At 36.8% G+C, this 24,140-nt stretch carries 23 protein-coding genes; 18 read left to right on the top strand and 5 right to left on the bottom strand.

Annotation, left to right across the window (positions count from 1 at the left end):
- The first annotated feature begins 57 nt into the window (after positions 1-57).
- Positions 58-321 (top strand): DUF3949 domain-containing protein, encoded by a 264-nt coding sequence (locus ACUN26_RS19610; protein WP_000051060.1) that lies wholly within the window; start codon positions 58-60, stop codon positions 319-321.
- Between the two features lie 7 nt (positions 322-328).
- On the opposite strand, the gene ACUN26_RS19605 is transcribed toward ACUN26_RS19610, so the two are convergent.
- Positions 329-634: a YtpI family protein gene (locus ACUN26_RS19605; protein WP_001144760.1), complete on the bottom strand. Its 306-nt coding sequence runs from the start codon at positions 632-634 to the stop codon at positions 329-331.
- A 160-nt stretch (positions 635-794) separates the two neighbouring features.
- Here ACUN26_RS19605 and ACUN26_RS19600 point away from each other — a divergent pair, with 160 nt between their 5' ends.
- Positions 795-1,727 (top strand): DHH family phosphoesterase, encoded by a 933-nt coding sequence (locus ACUN26_RS19600; protein WP_000545156.1) that lies wholly within the window; start codon positions 795-797, stop codon positions 1,725-1,727.
- 51 nt (positions 1,728-1,778) lie between these two features.
- On the opposite strand, the gene ytrI is transcribed toward ACUN26_RS19600, so the two are convergent.
- Entirely contained in the window at positions 1,779-2,282 is a 504-nt protein-coding gene (gene ytrI, locus ACUN26_RS19595) for a sporulation membrane protein YtrI (RefSeq protein ID WP_001265738.1), read from the bottom strand.
- Positions 2,279-2,692, bottom strand: a complete 414-nt coding sequence (locus ACUN26_RS19590; protein WP_002034291.1) for a YtrH family sporulation protein — start codon at positions 2,690-2,692, stop codon at positions 2,279-2,281. Before ACUN26_RS19590 ends, ytrI begins: the two co-directional genes overlap by 4 nt.
- Before the next feature lie 42 nt (positions 2,693-2,734).
- On the opposite strand from ACUN26_RS19590, the gene dnaE reads away from it, so the two are divergent.
- The 8 genes from dnaE to ACUN26_RS19550 all read left to right on the top strand — a co-directional run bounded on the left by dnaE (position 2,735) and on the right by ACUN26_RS19550 (position 13,566).
- Positions 2,735-6,061: a DNA polymerase III subunit alpha gene (dnaE, locus tag ACUN26_RS19585; protein ID WP_000673709.1), complete on the top strand. Its 3,327-nt coding sequence runs from the start codon at positions 2,735-2,737 to the stop codon at positions 6,059-6,061.
- A 133-nt stretch (positions 6,062-6,194) separates the two neighbouring features.
- Positions 6,195-7,403: an NAD(P)-dependent malic enzyme gene (locus tag ACUN26_RS19580; protein ID WP_162148121.1), complete on the top strand. Its 1,209-nt coding sequence runs from the start codon at positions 6,195-6,197 to the stop codon at positions 7,401-7,403.
- A gap of 14 nt (positions 7,404-7,417) precedes the next feature.
- Positions 7,418-8,062 (top strand): FadR/GntR family transcriptional regulator, encoded by a 645-nt coding sequence (locus ACUN26_RS19575; RefSeq protein WP_000204451.1) that lies wholly within the window; start codon positions 7,418-7,420, stop codon positions 8,060-8,062.
- Positions 8,063-8,247: 185 nt separating this feature from the next.
- On the top strand, positions 8,248-9,117 hold the full coding sequence (accD, locus tag ACUN26_RS19570; RefSeq protein WP_000942864.1) for an acetyl-CoA carboxylase, carboxyltransferase subunit beta: 870 nt from the start codon (positions 8,248-8,250) through the stop codon (positions 9,115-9,117).
- Positions 9,105-10,079 carry an acetyl-CoA carboxylase carboxyl transferase subunit alpha gene (accA, locus tag ACUN26_RS19565; protein ID WP_000818790.1) on the top strand — a complete coding sequence of 325 codons (975 nt, stop codon included), beginning with the start codon at positions 9,105-9,107 and terminating at the stop codon, positions 10,077-10,079. Before accD ends, accA begins: the two co-directional genes overlap by 13 nt.
- A gap of 128 nt (positions 10,080-10,207) precedes the next feature.
- Positions 10,208-11,167 (top strand): 6-phosphofructokinase, encoded by a 960-nt coding sequence (pfkA, locus tag ACUN26_RS19560; RefSeq protein WP_000821156.1) that lies wholly within the window; start codon positions 10,208-10,210, stop codon positions 11,165-11,167.
- Positions 11,168-11,220: 53 nt separating this feature from the next.
- Complete coding sequence (gene pyk / locus ACUN26_RS19555) at positions 11,221-12,978, top strand: pyruvate kinase (RefSeq protein WP_001232683.1); 1,758 nt, start codon at positions 11,221-11,223, stop codon at positions 12,976-12,978.
- Positions 12,979-13,176: 198 nt separating this feature from the next.
- Positions 13,177-13,566 carry an FxsA family protein gene (locus tag ACUN26_RS19550; protein ID WP_000871649.1) on the top strand — a complete coding sequence of 130 codons (390 nt, stop codon included), beginning with the start codon at positions 13,177-13,179 and terminating at the stop codon, positions 13,564-13,566.
- Between the two features lie 533 nt (positions 13,567-14,099).
- Here the strand turns inward: ACUN26_RS19550 and ytvI are convergent.
- Positions 14,100-15,224, bottom strand: coding sequence for a sporulation integral membrane protein YtvI (gene ytvI, locus ACUN26_RS19545; RefSeq protein WP_001081386.1), 1,125 nt, complete (start codon positions 15,222-15,224; stop codon positions 14,100-14,102).
- A gap of 433 nt (positions 15,225-15,657) precedes the next feature.
- Between ytvI and ACUN26_RS19540 the strand changes: the two genes are divergently transcribed.
- The 5 genes from ACUN26_RS19540 to ACUN26_RS19520 all read left to right on the top strand — a co-directional run bounded on the left by ACUN26_RS19540 (position 15,658) and on the right by ACUN26_RS19520 (position 20,757).
- Positions 15,658-16,119: a DUF441 domain-containing protein gene (locus ACUN26_RS19540; protein WP_000625507.1), complete on the top strand. Its 462-nt coding sequence runs from the start codon at positions 15,658-15,660 to the stop codon at positions 16,117-16,119.
- A 421-nt stretch (positions 16,120-16,540) separates the two neighbouring features.
- On the top strand, positions 16,541-17,656 hold the full coding sequence (gene citZ, locus ACUN26_RS19535; RefSeq protein WP_000216095.1) for a citrate synthase: 1,116 nt from the start codon (positions 16,541-16,543) through the stop codon (positions 17,654-17,656).
- A 160-nt stretch (positions 17,657-17,816) separates the two neighbouring features.
- Positions 17,817-19,109, top strand: a complete 1,293-nt coding sequence (gene icd / locus ACUN26_RS19530) for an NADP-dependent isocitrate dehydrogenase (RefSeq protein WP_000206907.1) — start codon at positions 17,817-17,819, stop codon at positions 19,107-19,109.
- A 19-nt stretch (positions 19,110-19,128) separates the two neighbouring features.
- Positions 19,129-20,067, top strand: a complete 939-nt coding sequence (mdh, locus tag ACUN26_RS19525; protein WP_000153227.1) for a malate dehydrogenase — start codon at positions 19,129-19,131, stop codon at positions 20,065-20,067.
- Positions 20,068-20,283: 216 nt separating this feature from the next.
- Positions 20,284-20,757 carry a MaoC family dehydratase gene (locus ACUN26_RS19520; RefSeq protein WP_000914174.1) on the top strand — a complete coding sequence of 158 codons (474 nt, stop codon included), beginning with the start codon at positions 20,284-20,286 and terminating at the stop codon, positions 20,755-20,757.
- A gap of 56 nt (positions 20,758-20,813) precedes the next feature.
- Here ACUN26_RS19520 and ACUN26_RS19515 read toward each other — a convergent pair whose 3' ends face one another.
- A complete protein-coding gene (locus tag ACUN26_RS19515; protein WP_001241584.1) occupies positions 20,814-20,945 on the bottom strand; it encodes a hypothetical protein in 132 nt (43 codons plus the stop codon).
- 100 nt (positions 20,946-21,045) lie between these two features.
- On the opposite strand from ACUN26_RS19515, the gene ACUN26_RS19510 reads away from it, so the two are divergent.
- From ACUN26_RS19510 to phoR, 3 genes are all read left to right on the top strand, one after another.
- On the top strand, positions 21,046-21,282 hold the full coding sequence (locus ACUN26_RS19510; RefSeq protein WP_001267375.1) for a hypothetical protein: 237 nt from the start codon (positions 21,046-21,048) through the stop codon (positions 21,280-21,282).
- A gap of 159 nt (positions 21,283-21,441) precedes the next feature.
- The gene (gene phoP / locus ACUN26_RS19505) at positions 21,442-22,161 is read left to right on the top strand and encodes a two-component system response regulator PhoP (protein ID WP_001065218.1); all 720 of its coding nucleotides are present in this window, start codon (positions 21,442-21,444) and stop codon (positions 22,159-22,161) included.
- Positions 22,154-23,917 carry a sensory box histidine kinase PhoR gene (phoR, locus tag ACUN26_RS19500; protein ID WP_001032137.1) on the top strand — a complete coding sequence of 588 codons (1,764 nt, stop codon included), beginning with the start codon at positions 22,154-22,156 and terminating at the stop codon, positions 23,915-23,917. The genes phoP and phoR overlap by 8 nt, the downstream gene beginning before the upstream one ends.
- The last annotated feature ends 223 nt before the right edge of the window (positions 23,918-24,140 follow it).

Genomic DNA, 24,140 nt, shown 5'->3' with positions numbered 1-24,140 from the left:
TAGACTATGTTACAATTATATTGTAAGAAAATGGATTTTGAGGAGGCGGTATGCAATATGTCATTAGAAATAATCTTCTTTGGTGGTATCGCACTATTTTACTTTCTTGTAATGATACCGATCCAATATTTATATTTACAAGGTTTACATGAAAAAAGGAAACGTACAGGATTATCTCAGCGAGAACTATATGAAAAAATGTCTTTTGAAGAGGAACAATTACATTTTCATGTGCAAGGCAACCTATTTAATATACCTTCTGCGTTTGTTGCATATATGATTTTAAAAAGTAGAGGACGTAAAAAAGCATCACAATGGTGATGCTTTTTTACGTTGCTTCATAAGCTTCTGCTTCTTTAACTGCTAATGGAAAGAAATGTTTATATTGGCGAAATCCATTAAATGCACTCGCACTACCAAATAGAACGAATAAAACACCGACGATCATACGAGCGGTTGAAAGTTCTAAAAAGAATTGGTTTATCCCGAAGAATAAGATGAATGAACCGAGTGCCATTGCGGATTTTCCTGAGAGCCAACCTTTTTCCATTGGGCGGTTTGTACGAAAGTATTTTGTTTTGTAGAAGAGGTACAACATAAATGAGACGATAATACAGAAGACTAATACTGGCATAATGCACACTCCCATCGCTTTGTGAAAAATTATAGTGAAGAAAAAAGAAATATCTAAACTTTCTAATTTTTATTATAAAGCAATTGTTCGCATGTATGAAATACTTTCCGTTATAATGGAGGATAAAGTGAAGAAGTTGAATAAAAAGGAGATTATACATATGCATGAGCAAATTTTAGGAGTAATTAAAGAATTTGAGACAATTATTATTCATCGTCATGTGCGTCCGGATCCAGATGCGTTAGGTTCACAAGGCGGTCTTGGTACGATTTTGCAAGAATCGTTTCCAGAGAAAAATATTTATACGGTTGGGTACAATGAACCGTCACTAGCATACTTACGAGTAATGGATAATATTGAAGATAGCGTATACGAAAATGCACTTGTTATCGTTTGTGATACTGCGAACCAAGAACGTGTTGACGATCAACGCTATACAAAAGGGAAGATGTTAATCAAAATTGATCATCATCCAAATGAAGATCCGTACGGAGATATTACGTGGGTAGATACGACAGCAAGTTCTACAAGTGAAATGATTTATGAGTTTTATAACTATGGAAAAGATAAAGGATTAAAAATAACAAAAGAAGCAGCTCGCCTTATTTTAGCAGGGATTGTTGGAGATACAGGTCGTTTCTTATTCCCGAATACAACAGCAAAAACACTCCTTTACGTAAGTGAGCTTGTTGATATGGGTGTGAAATTCACAGATTTATACAATGAAATGTATAAGACAAAAGAAAAAATCGCTCGTTTAAACGGTTATATTTTACAAAACTTTACGATGGTAGAAGAAGGAGCAGCTTACATTAAATTAACGAAAGAAGTATTAGAAGAATTTGATGTACTTCCTTCTGAAGCATCTGGTGTTGTTGGAGCGCTTGGTAATATTGACGGATTAAAGGCATGGGTTCTATTTTTAGAGGAAGACGATGTAATTCGTGTTCGCCTTCGTTCAAAAGGGCCAGTTATAAATAAATTAGCAATGCAATATAACGGCGGAGGACATCCGATGGCTTCTGGTGCAAAAGCATCTTCTTGGGAAGAAGCGGATCGTCTGTTTGCTGATTTACGTGATATTTGTAAATAAGAGAGTATATGTTAAAACGAAAAGAAGGAGCGGCACTTAAGCCCTCCTTCTTTATTTTTCTTTCTCTATATCAATACTAATTTCAAGTACAGTATCAAAAGAAATTGTATCGACTTTAAAGCGGTATATACGATCGTAATGTTTGTACGTTTTGTTTTCGATTGCTTTTTTGAGTAGGTCTTTATTTTTTGCGATACTTTGAATGTTTTTCGTTAAAAGATGTTGGAGGTCATTATGGATAGAAGTGGTCATATTTTCGAGTGTTAGATTGTCTAAATCATATTTTTCTCGATTTATTATTTTTATTTTAATCTCTTGAATTGTTAAGAGACGTTTATTTTCTGTGTTCAACTTTTCTTGATCTTCGAGAAGGACGTGGAGCTTTGCTTCTTGTTTTTCTATAATTTCTCGTTGCTCTGCTATTTTACTAGATTGTTCTTCTTGAAAAACACCGTATATGTACAAAAAAATAAACCAGCTCAACACGCCTCCAACAGCAGCGCCAGCTAAAACTAAGTACCATCTTTTTGCTGTATTGGCACTTGGCACTCTCATACATGTTCCTGCGTTAGCCATTTAATAATAATAAGACCTGTTTGCATGCCGCCAGTTGCGAAAAAAATAAGGAGAATTTGTTTTACGATATCTTTCATATCTCCGCCAAAGAAGCTTCTTTCAAAGCTATAAAAGGTATCAAATGTTCCGCCGATTGCTGCAACGAGTGCCCAAATTCTTAAATTTTGGGCGAATTGATTAATGTAAGTTAGAGCTGGTTTTCCGATAAGAAACGCACCAAATCCACCAATTAATGAACCGCCAAGTATAACCCCAAAGGCAATAAAATAACTAATAATAAGCAGAGAGAAAAAAGTATGTTCTCTTACATCCATCGTCATTCCCCTTTCTTCTTCATATATATGGACAAAGTATGAGAAGTATGTTTTGATTTCCGCTTTCCTCATCACCTATAATGAAAGTAGTCAAATAGGTAAAGAGAGGGTACAACAGTGAAGTTTGTGCATTTACAATGTCAAACCGTTTTTAGTTTATTAAAGAGTGCTTGTAAAATTGATGAGCTTGTAGTCAGGGCGAAAGAGCTTGGTTTTTCATCGTTGGCTATTACGGATGAAAATGTTATGTATGGCGTTATTCCGTTTTATAAAGCATGTAAGAAACATGGTATACAGCCTATTATCGGCTTAACAGCTTCTATTTTTAGTGAAGAAGAAGAGAAGTCTTATCCGCTCGTCTTACTTGCTGAAGATGAAATAGGCTATCAAAATTTATTAAAGATTTCTAGTAGCATTATGACGAAGTCAAAAGAGGGTATTCCGAAGAAGTGGCTTGCGCATTATGCGAAAGGATTAATTGCTATTTCACCAGGTAAAGATGGGGAAATTGAACAATTATTATTAGAAGACAAAGAGGATCAGGCGGAAGAAGTAGCTTGTACATATCAAAATATGTTCGATAATTTTTATATGTGTTTGCAGCATCATGCGATTCAAGATGAACTGCTCCTGCAAGAAAAATTACCTGAATTTATTAGTAAGGTAAATGTCCCAGTCGTTGCAACAAATGATGTGCGCTATATCAATCAAAGTGACGCGCTCGTTCACGAATGTTTACTATCAGTTGAAAGTGGAACGAAAATGACTGATCCAGACAGGCCGAGGCTCAAAACGGATCAATATTATTTAAAGTCATCGGATGAAATGGAAGCACTATTTTCTCACACGGAAGAGGCGATTTACAACACTGTAAAAATTGCAGAACGTTGTAAAGTAGAAATACCGTTTCATGTAAATCAATTACCGAAATTTCCTGTTCCATCTAACGAGACGAATGATACTTACTTACGCCGTGCTTGTGAAGAAGGCTTGCATAAACGTTATGGTACGCCAAAAGAAGTGCATATAAAGCGTTTGAATCATGAACTAAACGTCATTTCTAGTATGGGATTTAGTGATTATTTTCTCATCGTATGGGACTTTATGAAGTATGCACATGAAAATCATATTTTAACAGGACCAGGCCGTGGATCGGCAGCTGGCTCACTCGTTTCGTACGTATTAGAAATTACAGATATTGATCCGATTGAATACGATTTGTTATTTGAAAGATTTTTAAATCCCGAACGTGTGACCCTTCCGGACATTGATATCGATTTTCCAGATATAAGACGTGATGAGATGATCCGATATGTGAAAGATAAGTATGGTCAGCTCCGCGTGGCGCAAATTGTAACGTTTGGGACGCTTGCAGCGAAAGCAGCAATTAGAGATATTGCTCGTGTAATGGGACTTCCGCCGCGAGACATTGACATATTTTCAAAACTTATTCCATCAAAGCTTGGTATAACGTTAAAAGATGCATATGAAGAATCACAATCACTCCGTGAGTTTATACAAGGGAATCTTCTTCATGAGCGTGTGTTTGAAATTGCAAAACGTGTAGAAGGCTTACCTCGTCATACGTCTATTCATGCCGCTGGCGTTATTATGAGTCAAGAACCGTTAACGGGTAGTGTAGCAATTCAAGAAGGACATAACGATGTTTATGTTACGCAATATCCTGCTGATGCATTAGAAGAACTCGGGTTGCTCAAGATGGACTTTTTAGGCTTACGTAATTTAACGTTACTTGAAAATATTATAAAGTTTATTGTGAAAAAAACGGGGAAAGAAATTGATATAAGGAATTTACCTCTCCAAGATGAAAAGACGTTCCAATTGCTAGGGAGAGGGGATACAACGGGGGTATTCCAGCTTGAATCAGGTGGTATGCGAAATGTACTTCGCGGATTAAAACCGAATGAGTTTGAAGACATTGTCGCTGTTAACTCGTTATACAGACCAGGACCGATGGAGCAAATCCCAACCTTTATTGAATCGAAGCACGGAAAAAGAAAAATTGAATATTTACATCCGGATTTAAAGCCGATTTTAGAAAGAACATACGGTGTAATTGTATACCAAGAACAAATTATGCAAATTGCATCGAAGTTAGCAGGATTTTCGCTCGGAGAAGCGGATTTATTACGCCGAGCAGTGAGTAAAAAAAATCGTGATATTTTAGATCAGGAACGTCAGCATTTCGTGCAAGGTTGTTTGCGAAACGGATACGATGAGACATCAGCAGATAAAATTTACGATTTGATTGTAAGATTTGCGAATTACGGTTTTAACCGAAGTCACGCTGTGGCTTACAGTATGATCGGATATCAGCTTGCCTACTTAAAAGCGAATTATACGTTGGAATTTATGACAGCATTATTATCAAGTGCAATTGGAAATGAAGATAAGATTGTGCAGTATATACGAGAAACGAAGCGGAAAGGTTTCCACGTTTTGCCACCGTCACTTCAGAAGAGTGGTTACAACTTCCAAATAGAAGGGAATGCGATACGTTACAGCTTACTTTCAATTCGAAATATCGGAATGGCTACAGTGACGGCATTGTTAGAAGAACGAGAGAGCAAAATGTTTGAGGATTTATTTGAATTTTGTCTTCGTATGCCAGCGAAGTTTGTAACAGAACGAAATTTAGAGGCGTTCGTCTGGTCGGGATGTTTTGACGATTTTGGTATTTCGAGAACGAATTTATGGAAAAGCCTTAAAGGAGCGTTAGAGTACGCAAATCTTGCCCGTGATTTAGGGGATGCTGTTCCAAAATCAAAATATGTACAAGGAGAAGAGCTCTCTTTTATTGAACAGTTAAATAAAGAAAAGGAAGCACTTGGCTTTTATTTATCAAGCTATCCGACAGCGCAGTATGTGAAGTTAGCAAAAGAATTAGAAATTCCATCTCTCGCTCAGGCGATGCGAAATAAGAAAAAAGTACAAAGGGCTATCGTGTATATAACAAGTGTGAGAGTCATTCGTACGAAAAAATTGCAAAAGATGGCGTTTATTACATTCTGTGATCAAAATGATGAAATGGAAGCGGTTGTTTTCCCGGACACGTATATACATTTCTCAGACAAGTTACAAGAAGGGGCAATTGTTTTAGTTGACGGTACGATTGAGCTAAGAAATCATAAGCTGCAATGGATTGTAAACGGACTATATCCGTTAGAAGAAATGGATGTTTATGAAGAAAAGAAAGATGCATCTGTTTACGTGAAATTGCCGTCTCAGTATGAAAAAAAGCTTTTGAATCAGGTTACAAAAATATTGTTTGACTATTCGGGTTTTGCGAAAGTACTAATTTATTATGAAAAGGAACATAAAATGGTACAATTATCTCGAAGTTTATCGATTCATCCAAGTGAAAAATGCTTAGGAACACTTCGTGAAATTGTCGGGGAAGAGAATGTAGTTGTGAAAATATAATGGACAATTTCCCTACACTTCGATTATTATAGTAGTAGTGTTCGTGGTCAGACCACTTGGAGAAATTGATACCAGCTAGAATAATTTGAGGAGAGTGGATAGTTTGTCAACACTTCGTGAAGAAGCACTTCACATGCATAAAGTGCATCAAGGAAAATTAGAAACTGTATCAAAAGTAAAAGTAGAAAATGCAAAAGATTTAAGTCTTGCATATTCTCCAGGGGTTGCAGAGCCTTGTAAAGAAATTTATGACGATAAAAGTAAGGTATATGAATATACGATGAAGGGAAATATGGTAGCAGTTGTGACGGATGGAACGGCTGTACTTGGTCTTGGTAACATTGGACCTGAAGCATCTCTTCCAGTAATGGAAGGTAAAGCTGTATTATTCAAGAGCTTTGCTGGTGTAGATGCATTCCCAATCGCCTTAAATACAAACGATGTAGATAAAATTGTTGAAACTGTAAAATTAATGGAGCCAACTTTTGGCGGCGTTAACTTAGAAGATATCGCAGCACCAAACTGCTTCATTATTGAAGAACGTTTGAAGAAAGAAACAAATATTCCTATCTTCCATGATGATCAACACGGAACAGCTATCGTAACAGTAGCGGGCCTTGTGAATGCGCTGAAATTAGTTGGAAAGAAAATGTCTGACATTAAAGTTGTCGCAAATGGCGCAGGTGCAGCAGGTATTGCAATTATTAAACTTTTATATCGCTATGGAGTACGCGACATTATTATGTGTGACCGTAAAGGTGCAATCTATGATGGTCGTCCTACTGGTATGAATCCAGTGAAAGATGAAGTTGCAAAATATACAAATAAGAATCGTATAGAAGGTTCTTTAGCTGATGTTGTACAAGGTGCGGACGTATTCATTGGTGTATCTGCAGAAGGTGCATTAACAGAAGAGATGGTTCGTACAATGAATGACAATGCGATTATTTTTGCAATGGCGAATCCGGTTCCGGAAATTATGCCAGAATTGGCAAAAGCAGCGGGCGCAGCTGTTGTTGGAACAGGTCGTTCTGACTTCCCGAACCAAGTAAATAATGTACTAGCGTTCCCTGGTATTTTCCGCGGTGCACTTGACGTACATGCGACACAAATTAACGAAGAAATGAAGATGGCAGCTGTACAGGCTATTGCTGAGCTTGTAGCAGAAGATGAGTTGAATGCAGACTATATCATTCCGGCACCGTTTGACGCGCGTGTAGCGCCTCGAGTGGCAGCTTACGTTGCGAAAGCAGCAATGGAGACAGGAGTAGCTCGTCGTCAAGTAGATCCAAATGAAGTTGCTGAGAAAACAAAACAATTAGCGCTGATTGGTAAAGAATAAGCGAGGAATTTCCATTGACATCATCAAATACAAAAGTATATCTCGAAATTGTAAAAAAAATCCGTTCCATTATGGAAGAGGATGGATTGGTAGCAGGGGATCGTTTGCCGTCTGAGCGGGAGCTAAGTTCACGCTTAAACGTAGGACGCTCATCTGTAAGAGAAGCATTGCGTGCTTTAGAACTGGTAGGGTTAATTGAAACGAGACGGGGTGAAGGGACGTTTATTCGAAACTTTTACGATAACGGTCTTGTACAACTAATTGCTCCGTTTCTATTGCAAGATGAGAAAACAATTCGTGATTTATTACAAACAAAACGATTGCTTGAGAAAGATATGATTCGAATTGTATGTAATTTACCGAAAGAAACATTTTCTAAAGTGCTAAGTAGATTACAGAAAGTGCTTGAAGAAAATGAAAGTTCGATTCCAATGCTTCACCAAACGTTCTTTAAAACACTAATTGAACAAGTCGATAATTATTTACTATATCGCATTTGGATGATCGTAAATGATTACGTAGCAACTCTTTCTTGTAAAGTTTCAGGAGATTCTATCGATATGTATAGAAAGCTTTATGCTACTTTGGAAGAAAAACAAGAAAATGATGCACTAAAAATTTACGATGAATTAGTAGAGAATATACAGTTTCACTCGTAATGTATAAAATTTGTCGAAATGACCATGACACGTTATGACAAACATTCTACCGCATAGCGGTTAAAGTTAAACGTAAAGAGAGAGGTTATTAGACAGATTGAGAAGATAAGGCTAACATCAAACATTGGTGTTAGCCCCATTTTCTTCTTACGCTAACCTTAGCTCTCAACGAAGGGGGTCAAATTGTGCTAAGAGATTTATTCGTGAAAAAGAAAAAGTATGCTGCAATACCTTCAGAACAAGTACGAAAAGATGTACCAGATGGCGTTATGACAAAATGTCCGAAATGTAAAAAAATCATGTATACGAAAGAACTTCTGAAAAATTTAAAAGTATGTGTGAACTGTGGATATCATCATCCTATGAATGCATGGGAGCGCCTTGATAGTATATTGGATGAAGGGTCATTCCGTGAGTATGACAAAGAAATGGTTTCATTAAATCCACTCGAGTTTCCAGGATATGAAGAGAAATTAGAGAACGATCGTAAGAAGACTGAATTGAATGAAGCGGTTGTAACTGGTGAAGGAACAATTGATGACATGCTTGTTGTTGTTGCAGTAATGGATTCTCGTTTTCGAATGGGGAGCATGGGCTCTGTTGTAGGAGAAAAAATTGCCCGTGCGGTTGAAAAGGCATACGACTTACAAGTTCCATTTATTATCTTTACTGCTTCGGGTGGTGCCCGTATGCAAGAAGGTATATTAAGTTTAATGCAAATGGCAAAAACAAGCGTAGCTTTGAAAAAGCATAGTAATGCAGGAGGGTTATTTATTTCTGTTATGACTCACCCAACGACGGGCGGGGTTTCAGCGAGTTTTGCTTCACTTGGTGATTATAATCTTGCAGAGCCAGGTGCACTTATCGGATTTGCTGGTAGACGTGTAATTGAACAAACAGTGCGTGAGAAACTACCGGAAGATTTCCAAACGGCAGAATTTTTACTAGACCATGGTCAATTAGATGCGGTTGTGCATCGTGATGATATGAAAGAATCACTTCGTAAGATTTTAGAAGTTCATCAAGGAGGGGAAATGGCTGTATGGCAGAGCTAGAATTTGAAAAACCAGTTGTTGAGCTAAGAAATAAGATCCGTGAACTGAAAGACTATACGAAAAACAGCCAGATGGACTTCAGTGAGGAGATTCGTATTTTGGAAGACAAGCTAGAAAATTTAGAGGAAGATATATACGGCAATATGAAAGTATGGGACCGTGTGCAAATTGCTCGTCATGCAGAACGACCGACAACGCTCGATTATATTGAGCACTTATTTACTGATTTTTTTGAATGTCATGGAGATCGCCTATTTGGCGATGATGCAGCGATTGTCGGCGGCATTGCGAAATATAAGGGGATGCCTGTAACTGTAATTGGGCATCAGCGCGGAAAAGATACGAAAGAAAATATTCGTCGTAATTTTGGGATGCCTCATCCAGAAGGATATCGAAAAGCACTGCGTCTCATGAAACAAGCGGAAAAGTTTAATCGTCCTATTATTTGTTTCATCGATACGAAGGGAGCTTATCCTGGTAAAGCAGCTGAAGAACGTGGACAAAGTGAAGCTATTGCCCGCAATCTATTTGAGATGGCAGGTTTAACGGTACCAGTTATTTGTATCGTTATCGGTGAAGGCGGTAGTGGTGGTGCGCTAGGTCTTGGAGTAGGAGATTACATTCATATGCTAGAAAATTCCACTTATTCTGTTATTACACCAGAGGGTGCAGCGGCAATTCTTTGGAAAGATGCAGGAAAAGCGAAGGAAGCTGCAGAAGCAATGAAAATTACAGCAGCAGATTTGAAAGAATTAGGTGTAATTGATGAAATTATTCCAGAGGCAAAAGGTGGAGCTCACCGTAATCTTTTAAAACAGTCAGAAAATATAGACTTAATGATTAGAAAAACTTTTGAACAATTAAACGGAATTTCGAAAGATGAATTAATCGAAAAACGTTATGAAAAATATATGAAAATTGGGCAAGTTTCGTTTTCAAACGCTTCCATTGGGATAAAATAAGAAAAGCGTGCGTTCCTCTTCGCGAATGCACGTTTTTATTATGAAAAGACACATCTTCTCCATTGTGTTTTTATATTTTTTCGTGTTATTTTATTATAAGGCAAATAATCTTTATGAGGTGAGTACAAATGAAACGTATTGGTGTATTAACAAGTGGTGGAGATTCACCTGGTATGAATGCTGCCATTCGTGCAGTTGTTCGTAAAGCGATTTTCCATGATATTGAAGTATATGGTATTTACCATGGATACGCTGGATTAATTTCTGGTCACATTGAAAAATTAGAACTTGGTTCTGTTGGCGATATTATCCACCGCGGTGGTACGAAATTATACACAGCAAGATGTCCTGAGTTTAAAGACCCAGAAGTACGACTAAAAGGTATCGAGCAATTAAAGAAACACGGTATCGAAGGACTTGTTGTTATTGGTGGAGATGGCTCTTACCAAGGTGCTAAAAAATTAACTGAACAAGGATTCCCATGTGTTGGTGTACCAGGTACAATCGACAATGATATTCCTGGAACAGACTTCACAATTGGTTTCGATACAGCTTTAAATACTGTTATTGATGCAATTGATAAAATCCGTGACACAGCTACATCTCATGAACGTACATATGTTATCGAAGTAATGGGACGTCATGCTGGAGACATCGCATTATGGGCTGGTTTAGCTGATGGTGCAGAAACGATCTTAATTCCAGAAGAAGAGTATGACATGGATGATGTAATCGCTCGTCTAAAACGCGGTAGCGAACGTGGGAAAAAACACAGTATTATCATTGTAGCTGAAGGTGTTGGAAGTGCAATTGACATCGGTAAGCATATTGAAGAAGCAACAAACTTTGATACTCGTGTAACTGTATTAGGTCACGTACAACGTGGTGGATCACCAAGTGCACAAGACCGTGTATTAGCAAGTCGTCTTGGCGCAAGAGCAGTTGAGTTGTTAATTGCTGGTAAAGGTGGACGCTGTGTAGGTATTCAAGATAATAAACTTGTTGATCATGACATTATCGAAGCGTTAGCTCAAAAGCATACAATCGATAAAGATATGTATCAATTATCTAAAGAATTATCCATCTAATCGGCGTAATGTCGGATATTTGGGAACGGTTTCATAATTTTCGGAGGTGCAATATGCGTAAAACTAAAATTGTATGTACAATAGGTCCTGCTAGTGAAAGTATTGAGAAATTAGAACAATTAATGGAAGCGGGTATGAACGTTGCTCGTTTAAACTTCTCTCATGGTAGCCATGAAGAGCACGGCGCTCGTATTAAAAACATTCGTGAAGCTTCAAAGAAAACTGGTAAAACAGTTGGTATCTTACTTGATACAAAAGGTCCAGAAATCCGTACTCACGACTTCGTAGACGGACAAGCTGAACTTGTAACAGGTGCAGAAGTAGTTCTTTCTACTGAACAAGTATTAGGTACTGCAGAGAAGTTCTCTGTATCTTATGCTGGTCTTTATGATGATGTAGACCCAGGTTCTCGCATTCTAATCGATGACGGTCTTATCGAGCTAGAAGTAATCGAAAAAGCTGACGGGAATATCCGTACAAAAGTTTTAAACAGTGGAACTGTAAAAAATAAAAAAGGTGTTAACGTACCAAACGTAAGCATTAAGCTTCCTGGTATCACTGAAAAAGACGTAAAAGATATCATCTTTGGTATCGAGCAAAAAGTTGATTTCATCGCAGCATCTTTCGTTCGTAAAGCATCTGACGTATTAGAAATCCGTGAATTACTAGAAGAGCATAATGCTCAATACATCCAAATCGTACCGAAAATCGAAAACCAAGAAGGTATCGACAATATCGATTCAATCTTAGAAGTTTCTGACGGTTTAATGGTAGCTCGTGGTGATATGGGTGTGGAAATTCCACCAGAAGAAGTACCTTTAGTGCAAAAACGTTTAATCAAAAAATGTAACGTATTAGGTAAACCAGTTATTACTGCAACGCAAATGTTAGATTCTATGCAACGTAACCCACGTCCAACTCGTGCGGAAGCAAGTGACGTAGCTAACGCAATCTTCGATGGTACGGATGCAATCATGCTTTCAGGTGAAACTGCTGCTGGTCAATATCCAGTAGAAGCGGTAACAATGATGGCTAACATTGCAGTACGTGTTGAAAAATCATTACAATACGAAGATATGTTCAAAAAACGTATTAAAGAGTTCACTCCAACAATTACAGATGCAATTAGCCAATCTGTTGCGCATACAGCACTTGCTCTTGATGTAGCTGCGATCGTAGCTCCAACAGAAAGTGGACATACTGCGAAAATGATCTCTAAATATCGTCCGAAATCTCCAATCGTAGCTGTAACATCTGACGAGCAAGTAGGACGTCGTCTTGCACTTGTTTGGGGTGTACAAGCATTTATGGCTGGGAAACGTGCAGCGTCTACTGACGAAATGTTAGATACTGCGATTCAAACAGGTATGGATGCAGGTCTAATCGGACTTGGAGACACTGTAGTAATCACTGCGGGTGTTCCAGTTGCTGAAACTGGTACAACAAACTTAATGAAAATCCATGTTGTTGGTGAAGAAGTTGCTAAAGGACAAGGAATCGGTCGTAAAGCTGCAAAAGGTAAAGTAGTTGTAGCGAAAACAGCTGCTGAAGCTGTAGCGAACGTAAACGAAGGTGATATCCTTGTTACAACAAGCACTGATAAAGATATGATTTCTGCAATCGAAAAAGCTGCTGCTTTAGTTGTAGAAGAAGGTGGCTTAACTAGCCATGCAGCTGTTGTAGGCGTATCAATCGGTATTCCTGTTATCGTTGGTGTAAACGGCGTAACAGCAACTTTAAAAAATGGCCAAGAAGTAACAGTTGATGCGGCACGCGGAATTGTTTATAATGGACATGCGGAAGTGCTATAAGAAGTAATACGGAGAGAAGGAGCGGAGTCCTTCTCTTTTTTTTACACAAAAACATGATAGAACTATTTTAAAACGTCTAAATTTGCTTTTACAAGCTGCTTGTTATGAAGTTTAATGTGAATGGATGTCTTACTTCTGTTTAGTCTATATGAGCGTTTTAGGGGTCTTTAAAGCGATTTGTGAAAGGGGTGCAGAACTGTGAAATGGTTGTTATTCTTGTTGATTTTAATACCGGCGGTTGAGATTACGGTATTAATTGGGTCGAGTCATGTAATAGGGTTATGGTCTACGTTCGCTATGATTGTATTTACTGGTGTTGTAGGTGTATATTTGGCGAAAAGGCAAGGGTTTAAAGTGCTTAGAGAGATTCAATCTAAGTTGAATAGAGGAGAAATGCCAGGCGAGGCAGTACTAGATGGTATTTTTGTATTTGTAGGAGGTATTCTTTTAGTGCTTCCTGGATATGTGACGGATGTAATGGGGTTTATTTTTGTTGTCCCTTTTACTAGGGCTTTATTGAAGCCGCTTGTTATGAAGTGGATGGAATGGAAGTTTAGAAAGAGATCTACTATTATTATTCAGAAGTAGTGCTTAGATTATAGCGATCTAAGCACTACTTTTTTTATTCTGCAAAAAGCCTGATTGGTACGGGTTAATAATTAGTGGGGGATGAACAAAACCTGATTGATTAAAGTTTCACTTTATTGTGTAGGATATATATTTCTGATTGAACATGTAAATTGGATACTATTTGTTCTTAATGAATAGGATGTAGAAAAAATCCGCTATATTGAAGTTTTATTTTTGTGTATGAAGGATCGAGGAACGTAATGAAATCTGATAAAAGCAGGGGAATCGTTAGTTGAAGCCTTATCTTATACTGATTTGTATATTTATTCATTTACATAAAAAGTAATAAATGTAAGTAATAATTATAAAATAAATAGAATAAAAATGTATTTTAGGTTGAAAAATCCGTTTTTATATGCAAAAAAACAAGAGAATTATCCTTTTTTGGGCAATTCTCTTTTTGCATGTAGTTAGTATGAAAAAGAAGTACAAGGAATAATGAGTGGGAAATTGCACTCATTATTCCTTAAGTTTTTTGTGTGAATTAGAAATTATTGTTTTGAAGAGGGTGAACCTTTAATGTATTTCCACAAGTCATGGAAGACATGAGCTTTGTGTAATGTATTAAGTAGTACTAATGTGACTGGACCGATGATTAATCCTAAGAAACCGAAGAGCTTAAAGCCGATAAATAGAGCGACTAGTGTCGCTAATGGATCAAGACCAATATTAGATGAAAGTACTTTAGGTTCCATAATTTGTCTTTGGACAATCACGACGATGTATAGAATGAGAAGACCGATGGCGAATGCGGTGTCGCCAGTGAAAAATACGTATATAACCCAAGGGACGAAGACGGCTCCTGTCCCTAAGTATGGGAGTAAATCTACAACACCTGTAATAATCGCGATAGTAATGGCGTATGGTACGCGTAATATTAAAAGTCCGATTAGTACAATAACGGTTGTCATAGATACGAGTGTAAGTTGCGCTTTAACAAAACCGAACAAAGCTTTTCTTAAATCGACAAAAATAGTTTTTCCGTAGCCATGTACACGATTCGGTAGAAGTTTTCTTGCTTTTTGAGCAAGACGGTGCCAATCGTAACTAATGAAGAAAGTGGCTAATAAAATGAATACAAGAACAGTTAGAGTTGTTGGTAATGCACTAATGAAATTTGTTAATCCACTTATAATAGCTGTTAAAAGTTCTTTCATTTGTGTTGTTGCTTCAGTTCCTAAGTTTTGGATGTTTTGTGTAATTGTATAACGCTGCGGTTCTCCAAGATGATTAAATTTAGAAATTAAATCGTCATAGAGAGGCATAATATGATTAAGTGCAAATTGCTCTGCGAATTTAACGATATCCGGAAACTTTACTGTAACAAGTTGTAGTAAGTATGTTGTGGCAGATATTGCTTCTGTTACAAGGTATGTAACAAGCCCGACGATAGCTCCGAATACGAGAATTAAGCTAACGAGTACTGCTAGTGCGCGAGGGAATTGTAGTTTTTGATTAAGGAAATTGACGACAGGATTAATCAAATAAGCAAATGCAAAAGCGATAATAAAAGGATAGATAAGTCCTGACATGTATAGTAATACATAGAACCCAGCTACCGTTGCTACAATGACAAATATGAGTCGCAATATCATATATAGTAAGTTTCGGTTCAAAGATGTATACCTCCCATTCCAATTTGTATTAGCCTAATTCGTTCAACTTATAACGAGTAGCATTCACTGATTAAAGTTTCACTTTTATGTTATAGTGGAATGATGGATTTTCCCTGCTTTTTCAGTACATGAACGACTGTAAAAGCTTGTTGATGATGCTTCTACTATATGGTAAAAACTTCATTTTCTCTTCTTTTTATTTTACCTGTTTCTTGTTAGAAAAGAAAGGAGAGACCATCGTTTTCAAAAATGTATATATGCTTTGATTTTTTTGGGTTACAGTCTCGTTTTGTAAGTTAAAAATGCATACAAAAATGAAATTGTTGGCTTATTCTCATTGGCAAATAGACATCGATATGACATGTATAACGATAGGTTTAAAGGTATTTTTGTTTGGAAGCGAGTTCATTATTTTCAGAAAGGAAGTGCAAACATGATTAGTCAGTCAACGTTATTTTTATTCATACTACTTATTATAGGACTTATTGCTAAAAACCAATCGCTTACTGTAGCCATTGGAGTGTTATTCTTATTGAAGTTTACGTTTTTAGGAGATAAAGTCTTTCCTTATTTACAAACGAAAGGGATTAACCTTGGTGTAACAGTCATTACAATAGCAGTGCTCGTACCGATTGCGACAGGGGAAATAGGCTTTAAACAACTCGGAGAAGCAGCGAAATCATATTATGCATGGATTGCTTTAGCCTCAGGTGTGGCGGTCGCTTTGTTAGCGAAAGGCGGCGTACAATTATTGACGACGGACCCTCATATTACAACTGCGCTTGTTTTTGGGACGATTATAGCGGTTGCCTTATTTAATGGGGTGGCTGTAGGCCCATTAATTGGGGCTGGAATTGCCTATGCAGTTATGAGTATTATACAAATGTTTAAATAAGGAATTTTATAGTAATATAAAATTTTTGAATTCTTTCTGTTCACAAAAGTCAGATAATTGTTTATAATAGAATTAGAAACTTTGAAAAGTTACATAACAGCAGAGACTTTACACCAGATAAAATAAAAACAACATAAAACAATTTTATAATGATATTGTTTTATGTTGTTTTTATCATAAAACTCTTCGGAATTCATTTTCCTCACTAACTTGTTGTTCTGAGCGTGAGGATTCGGGGAGACATTCACGCTCATGCTTTCCATGTAAGCAATGGACATTAAGAGGGGAACATCGCAACAAATGTGCATGATCGTGCATTTTGCTTGCCTAAAGAGTGAACGGGCGTTCATAATTCATAAGGGGAGCAAATAGATATAAGGAGCAAGGTTGGGAGAATTTTTCAGGAAAAGGAGAGAATGTCATGACTGTTATTCGAGGTTTAGAAGGGGTAGTAGCAACAACATCATCTGTGAGCTCTATTATTGATGATACATTAACTTATGTTGGGTATAATATTGATGATTTAGCTGAGAATGCTACATTTGAAGAAGTAGTGTACTTATTATGGCACCGTAAGCTTCCTAACGAACAAGAACTAGCGGAATTTAATGAAACTGTATCAGAATACTATAAAGTGCCAGGTGAAATTTTAACATATTTGAAACAAGTAGATTTAAAGATCGCACATCCTATGTCTGTTTTACGAACTGCAATTTCCATGCTATCATTATACGATGAGAGCGCTGAAATTATGGATGAAAAGTCCAATTATTTGAAAGCGGTTAAATTACAAGCTCAAGTGGGAACTTTAATTGCCGCTTATGCAAGAATCCGTAAAGGTTTAGATATTGTTGAACCGAGAAAAGATTTATCATTAGCTGCAAACTTCTTGTACATGTTAAATGATCGTGAGCCAAATGAAGTTGAAATTGAAGCTTTTGATAAGGCGCTTGTACTTCATGCAGATCATGAGTTAAACGCTTCTACATTTACTGCACGTGTTTGCGTAGCTACACTTTCAGATGTATATTCTGGTATTACTGCAGCAATCGGTGCGTTAAAAGGTCCTCTTCACGGCGGGGCAAATGAAAATGTAATGAAGATGTTAACTGAAATTGGCGAAGAAGAAAATGTAGAATCATATATTCATAATGCTCTTCAAAATAAAGTGAAAATCATGGGCTTTGGTCATCGTGTGTATGAGCAAGGTGATCCACGTGCAAAACATTTACGTGAAATGTCTAAGAGATTATGCGTGCTTTTAGGAGAAGAGAAATGGTATAATATGTCTATCAAAATTGAAGACATTGTAACAAAAGAAAAAGGTCTTCCACCAAATGTTGATTTCTATTCAGCTTCTGTATACCATTGTTTAGGAATTGACCATGACTTATTTACACCTATCTTTGCAATTAGCCGTATGTCAGGCTGGTTAGCTCATATTCTAGAACAATATGAAAACAACCGTTTAATCCGTCCGCGTGCTGATTATAATGGACCAACACATCAAGTATATGTTCCAATTGCACAACGATAAGCGAAAAACACTATTTCGATAGTAAAAATACGCTTTCAAAAGTCTGATTTTTTTGGGAAGATGTAATGATTAGAATATTTTAATTTGACTAACGGTTTGAACTGAGGGGTTATTCCCTCAGTTTCATACATATGAAATTTCAAACATGGGGGTTATCACATTGACGACAGGTGAAAAAATTACTGTAACTAATGGTGTTATGAATGTACCAAACAATCCGATTATTCCATTTATCGAAGGAGATGGAATTGGTCCTGATATTTGGGAAGCTGCATCTCGCGTACTAGAAGCAGCAGTAGAAAAAGCTTATGATGGTGAGAAGAAAATCGTTTGGAAAGAAGTGCTTGCAGGGGAAAAAGCATTCAACCAAACAGGCGAGTGGTTACCAGAAGAGACTTTAAATTTAATCCGTGAATATTTAATCGCAATTAAAGGTCCACTTACAACTCCAGTTGGCGGTGGTATTCGTTCTCTAAACGTAGCGCTTCGTCAAGAATTAGATTTATACGTATGTCTACGTCCAGTTCGTTATTTTGAAGGTGTTCCTTCACCTGTAAAACGTCCGGAAGATACTGATATGGTTATTTTCCGTGAAAATACAGAAGACATCTATGCTGGAATTGAATATGCACAAGGATCTCCAGAAGCAGAAAAAGTTCTTGCTTTCTTAAAAGAAGCAATGGGTGTTAATAAAATCCGCTTCCCAGAAACATCTGGTATTGGTATTAAACCAATTTCAGAAGAAGGGACAAAGCGTCTTGTTCGTGCTGCAATTCAATATGCAATTAACGAAAAACGCTCTTCTGTTACATTAGTTCATAAAGGAAACATTATGAAATTTACAGAAGGTGCTTTCAAAAACTGGGGTTATGAAGTTGCGGAACAAGAATTTGGCGATAAAGTATTTACTTGGGCTGAATATGATCGCATCGTTGAAAAAGATGGCAAAGATGCAGCGAATAAAGCGATGGCAGACGCAGAAGTGGCTGGAAAAATCATCGTAAAAGATTCTATTGCAGATATCTTCTTACAACAAATTTTAACTCGTCCACGTGAGTTCGATGTTGTTGCAACAATGAACTTAAATGGTGACTATATCTCTGATGCACTTGCTGCACAAGTAGGTGGAATTGGTATTGCACCTGGTGCAAACATTAACTATGTGACTGGACATGCTATCTTTGAAGCTACACATGGTACAGCTCCAAAATATGCAGGTTTAGACAAAGTAAACCCATCTTCTGTTCTTCTTTCTGGTGTATTATTACTAGAACATTTAGGATGGAATGAAGCTGCGAAATTAGTAACTGATTCAGTTGAGAAAACAATTGCATCAAAAGTAGTAACATACGACTTCGCTCGTCTAATGGAAGGCGCAACAGAAGTGAAATGTTCTGAATTTGCTAATGAGCTTATTAAAAACATGGATGTAGCGATAATCAAAAACGCATAATTAAAGTGGGGGGTAAATTATGACAATCAAACGCAAGAAAGTTTCAGTCATCGGTGCAGGATTTACAGGAGCAACAACAGCATTCTTATTAGCACAAAAAGAACTTGCAGATGTTGTATTAGTGGACATTCCACAACTGGAAAATCCAACAAAAGGGAAAGCGTTAGATATGTTAGAAGCGAGCCCAGTACAAGGTTTTGATGCTAACATTATTGGAACATCTGATTACGCAGATACTGCTGATTCTGACGTTGTCGTTATTACAGCAGGTATTGCACGTAAGCCTGGTATGAGCCGTGATGACTTAGTAGCAACAAACTCTAAAATTATGAAAAGTATTACGCGCGACATTGCAAAACATTCACCAAATGCGATTATTGTTGTATTAACAAATCCAGTTGATGCAATGACATATTCTGTATTTAAAGAAGCAGGATTCCCGAAAGAGCGTGTTATCGGGCAATCGGGCGTATTAGATACAGCTCGTTTCCGTACATTCATTGCACAAGAATTAAATTTTTCTGTGAAAGACATTACAGGATTTGTTCTTGGTGGACACGGTGACGACATGGTACCTCTTGTACGTTATTCCTATGCGGGTGGCATTCCGTTAGAAACGTTAATTCCGAAAGAGCGTTTAGAGGCAATTGTAGAACGTACACGTAAGGGTGGCGGAGAGATTGTAGGCTTATTAGGAAACGGTAGTGCATATTACGCACCAGCGGCTTCTTTAGTTGAAATGACAGAAGCAATCTTAAAAGATCAACGCCGTGTATTACCGGCTATTGCGTATCTTGAAGGTGAATATGGTTATAGTGACCTTTACTTAGGGGTACCAGTAATTCTAGGTGGTAACGGAATTGAAAAAATTATTGAATTAGAACTTCTTGCAGAGGAAAAAGAAGCGTTAGATCGCTCTGTAGAATCTGTACGTAACGTTATGAAAGTTCTTGTTTAATAATTAAATATAAGCGGAAAAAGATTCGGGGCCCCGAATCTTTTTCTACTATTTAATGAAATGTTTTTTTGGAATAATATGAAAACGCTATCATTTGTAGTATCCTATAATGAAACTGTAGATTTATACTATACATTGCCCTCATCATAGTAAATTTCGGATAAGGTATCGCTTTTAGTAGGATAATAAGGTGAAAAAATCGGAGGGGGTTGTAACATGTTAAAGAAAAAAGTTCAAATTGGTCGTAAAATGGATGAAATTACAGTAGGAGAGAAACTATCTATCACTGAAAAAATTGAGGATAAAGATTTGTTATTGTATTTAGGGCTAACGAATGATGCCAATCCATTATATATTCAGCATGATTACGCATCCCAAACTCCGTATGAAAAGCCGATTGTACCAAGCATTATGCTAACGGGAATGATTACAACGGCGGTTACGAAATATTTACCAGGTCCAGGTAGTCATATTATTAGGAAGGACCTTACGTTCGTGAAGCATGTTCACCATTATGAAACGTTACAAATCCACTTTGAAGTTGTGGCTGTTTCTGAGGAGGCACATACAATTGATATGCTTGTATCTGCTCATGATGAAAAAGGAGAAACGGTTGTTAAAGGTTCATTAACGGTAACGCCACCTTTTAAATCTGTTTCCATTATGGAAAAAGCATTAGATAATTTTTAAAACATGAAAATATGAATAGCGCTAGCATACCTTTAATAAGGGAGCTAGCGCTATTTTTAGTTGAAGAATCCTTCAGCGAACCCTGCAGCAAAATCTGAACAACCCGTTTTAATCGTATCCCAGCTTGGAGCGTTAAAAGTAAGAATACATGTTACTACTAAAGTTAGAATAGGTAGTACTAGTCGCATAATAGAACCTCCGTACATATAACATTCATATATATTAATTATTATATGAAATTATCACATACTTTAATAACTGAAGTCAATTGAAGGAGGGATTTTTTAAGTGAGATGGAAAAGGGAAGACGTTATTTTTGAAACGATAAGAGAAGCTGAAGTGTGGGCAGACGGGATCGCGAATGAAATATACGGAAGGGTATTTGATGGATATGAAACACCGGACTATAAAATAGCGTATGTTCTATCTTTTTTCTTAGCGCAAAATCGAGAATTCAATGTTCATACGGAAGTAGAATGTAATGAGAATATAGAATTGTATAAAGTGTGGATAGTAACACGTTAATTGAGCCGAGTGTAATTGTTTTTAGAGATAACGAGGGCATAATCTGAATCCATGAATAGACAATTATATTGAGGGGGGACCTGTTTTCTAGTATGATGAGAATAACGGGGAAAATACTAGGATGAAGAAGGTTTCAAGTCTATAACTTGGAGGAAAAGAATGAACAATCGTATTTTAGTAGTTGATGATGAGGAATTTATCTTAACTTTAATTGAATTTAATTTACAACAAGCTGGTTTTGAAGTTATAACAGCGATGGATGGAGAAATGGCGCTTCAAAAAGCGACAACAGAACGTCCGGATTTAATTATATTAGATTTAATGCTTCCAAAAATGGATGGTATGGAAGTTTGTAAAGAATTACGATTGCAGCGTGTTATGACGCCGATTTTAATGTTAACAGCAAAAGATGATGAATTTGATAAGGTGCTAGGTCTTGAACTTGGGGCGGATGATTATATGACGAAGCCATTTAGTCCAAGGGAAGTTGTTGCTCGTGTGAAGGCGATTTTACGTCGTACGAAATTACAGCAAGAAGAGCAAGTTGCAGAAGCGCCAGATGAAGATAGCATCCTAATTGCAGACCTTAAAATTTTACCGGAGTTTTATGAGGCTTATTTCCAAGGAAGAAAGCTTGAATTAACCCCAAAAGAATTTGAACTACTTGTTTATCTTGCGAAAAATAAAAGTCGCGTGTTGACGCGTGATCAATTATTAAGTGCTGTATGGAATTATGATTTTGCTGGTGATACACGAATTGTTGATGTTCATATTAGCCACTTGCGCGATAAAATTGAAAAAAATACGAAAAAACCGACGTACATTAAAACGATACGTGGTTTAGGATATAAATTAGAGGAGCCAAAAGGGGATGAATAAATTTCGTTCCAGGCTTCTTTTTACATTTGTTTCTCTTATTGTGTTTATTTTAGTTGGACTAGGTTTACTGTTAGAAACCGTGTTTGAAAACTATTATATAGATCATGCGAAAGAGAGAATGGTAAAAGAAACAGGATATGTTGCGGTATTAGCAGAAGAACAAGGTTTTGAGGATGTTTTAAAAAGGCCGTATGTATTTGAAAAGTTAGAAGAAAAAATACCAGCTTCTATTATATTTGTAGATGAAAAAAAGAAAGTTCAATATGGCAAAGGGCAACAATCTGCATTTAGTCAAGAGATGATTAAAGAACTTTCTGCCGAAACAGCGAAACAACGAAATAAAGTCATTACGAAAGAAACGGATCAGAAGAATGAATTTTATCATGCGGTGTTCGTTCAAGATGTAACAGGGAAACAAGGATACATTTTGGTGAAAAGTACAATTGAGCCTTTGAAAGATGTTCATCAAAAAACGTGGGGATTATTAATTATCGGATTTGTTATCGCTTGTCTTGTAGTCGTGTTTTTAGGTATGAAAATTACAGGGCAATATATTAGGCCAATTGAATCAGTTACGAAAGTTGCGATTGAATTAGCGAAGGGAAATTATAAAGCACGTGCTTATGAAAGTCATTCGGATGAAACAGGAATGCTGAGTAAAGCGATTAATATTTTAGCTCGTAATTTACAAGAGATGACACTCGAACAAGAAATGCAACAAGATCGTCTGCATACGTTAATCGAAAATATGGGAAGTGGAATGATTTTAATTGATAGCCGCGGTTATATAAACCTTGTAAACCGTTCTTATAAAGAGACTTTCCACGTAACAGATGAAGAGTATTTAGATCGCTTATATTATGAATCGTTCCATCATACAGAAATTATTGAGCTTGTGGAAGAAATCTTTATGACAGAAGTGAAAGTGCGTAAACAAATGCTATTGCCACTTGGAATTGAGCGAAAGCATTTCGAAGTATATGGAGCGCCGATTATCGGGACGAACCATGAATGGAAAGGGATTGTTCTCGTATTCCATGACATAACAGAGTTAAAGAGATTAGAACAAATGAGAAAAGACTTTTTAGCCAATGTTTCTCATGAACTAAAGACGCCAATTACTTCTATTAAAGGTTTTTCAGAAACGCTCTTGGATGGAGCGATGGATAATAAGAAATTCTGCGAACATTTCTTACACATTATTTTAAAAGAAAGTGAACGCATGCAAGGGTTAATTGAAGATTTATTAGATTTGTCAAAGATCGAGCAACAAGGGTTTAAATTAAATATGGAAACCGTTGATATGAAGGGAATTCTTGAAGATATTCATATGGTGCTTGACAATAAAGCAGGCGAAAAAGAAATCTCTTTACAAGTGAATGTATTAAAACGTGTCTCTGTCATTGGAGATCCTGGTCGTTTGAAACAAATCTTTATTAATTTAATTAATAATGCAATCGTATATACACCGGCTGGAGGCGTTGTTTCTGTTGAATTAGCAGAAGATAAATACAATGCTTATATAAAAGTATCTGATACTGGAATTGGCATTAGTAAAGATGAAATCCCACGTATTTTTGAACGTTTTTACCGAGTGGATAAAGCGAGAAGTAGAAATACTGGTGGTACAGGTCTTGGATTATCGATTGTAAAGCATTTAGTTGAGGCACATCACGGTACAATTACTGTGGATAGTGAAGTTGGGGAAGGGACAACATTTACAGTTGTTTTACCGAAATCGGCAACTGAAAAATAGGATGAAGGATATTTACAATATATTAACAATGGCTTAATTAAATATTAATAAAGCTCTGTTAATATAATACATGAAAACCCCTTCATCCAAGGAGTAATTTTGGACGAGAATAGTTATGCTGTTCTCGTCACTTCCCTTTATGCCAATATAAGTTTGATATATATGAAAGAAAAAACCGTTATTTTTCTTCTCTCTATTAGTCATGTTAATATAGAGAGAGGAA

Source organism: Bacillus sp. WC2503 (genome assembly GCF_052682895.1).
Note: the sequence above shows the minus strand (reverse complement) of the source record. Positions and strands in the feature narration are given on the sequence as shown.

Coding starts and splice junctions, on each gene's coding strand:
- ACUN26_RS19610 (WP_000051060.1), top strand. CDS start 58: ATGTCATTAGAAATAATCTTCTTTGGTGGTATCGCACTATTTTACTTT.
- ACUN26_RS19605 (WP_001144760.1), bottom strand. CDS start 634: ATGCCAGTATTAGTCTTCTGTATTATCGTCTCATTTATGTTGTACCTC.
- ACUN26_RS19600 (WP_000545156.1), top strand. CDS start 795: ATGCATGAGCAAATTTTAGGAGTAATTAAAGAATTTGAGACAATTATT.
- ytrI (WP_001265738.1), bottom strand. CDS start 2,282: ATGAGAGTGCCAAGTGCCAATACAGCAAAAAGATGGTACTTAGTTTTA.
- ACUN26_RS19580 (WP_162148121.1), top strand. CDS start 6,195: ATGCATAAAGTGCATCAAGGAAAATTAGAAACTGTATCAAAAGTAAAA.
- accA (WP_000818790.1), top strand. CDS start 9,105: ATGGCAGAGCTAGAATTTGAAAAACCAGTTGTTGAGCTAAGAAATAAG.
- pfkA (WP_000821156.1), top strand. CDS start 10,208: ATGAAACGTATTGGTGTATTAACAAGTGGTGGAGATTCACCTGGTATG.
- pyk (WP_001232683.1), top strand. CDS start 11,221: ATGCGTAAAACTAAAATTGTATGTACAATAGGTCCTGCTAGTGAAAGT.
- ACUN26_RS19540 (WP_000625507.1), top strand. CDS start 15,658: ATGATTAGTCAGTCAACGTTATTTTTATTCATACTACTTATTATAGGA.
- citZ (WP_000216095.1), top strand. CDS start 16,541: ATGACTGTTATTCGAGGTTTAGAAGGGGTAGTAGCAACAACATCATCT.
- mdh (WP_000153227.1), top strand. CDS start 19,129: ATGACAATCAAACGCAAGAAAGTTTCAGTCATCGGTGCAGGATTTACA.
- ACUN26_RS19520 (WP_000914174.1), top strand. CDS start 20,284: ATGTTAAAGAAAAAAGTTCAAATTGGTCGTAAAATGGATGAAATTACA.
- ACUN26_RS19515 (WP_001241584.1), bottom strand. CDS start 20,945: ATGCGACTAGTACTACCTATTCTAACTTTAGTAGTAACATGTATTCTT.
- phoP (WP_001065218.1), top strand. CDS start 21,442: ATGAACAATCGTATTTTAGTAGTTGATGATGAGGAATTTATCTTAACT.
- phoR (WP_001032137.1), top strand. CDS start 22,154: ATGAATAAATTTCGTTCCAGGCTTCTTTTTACATTTGTTTCTCTTATT.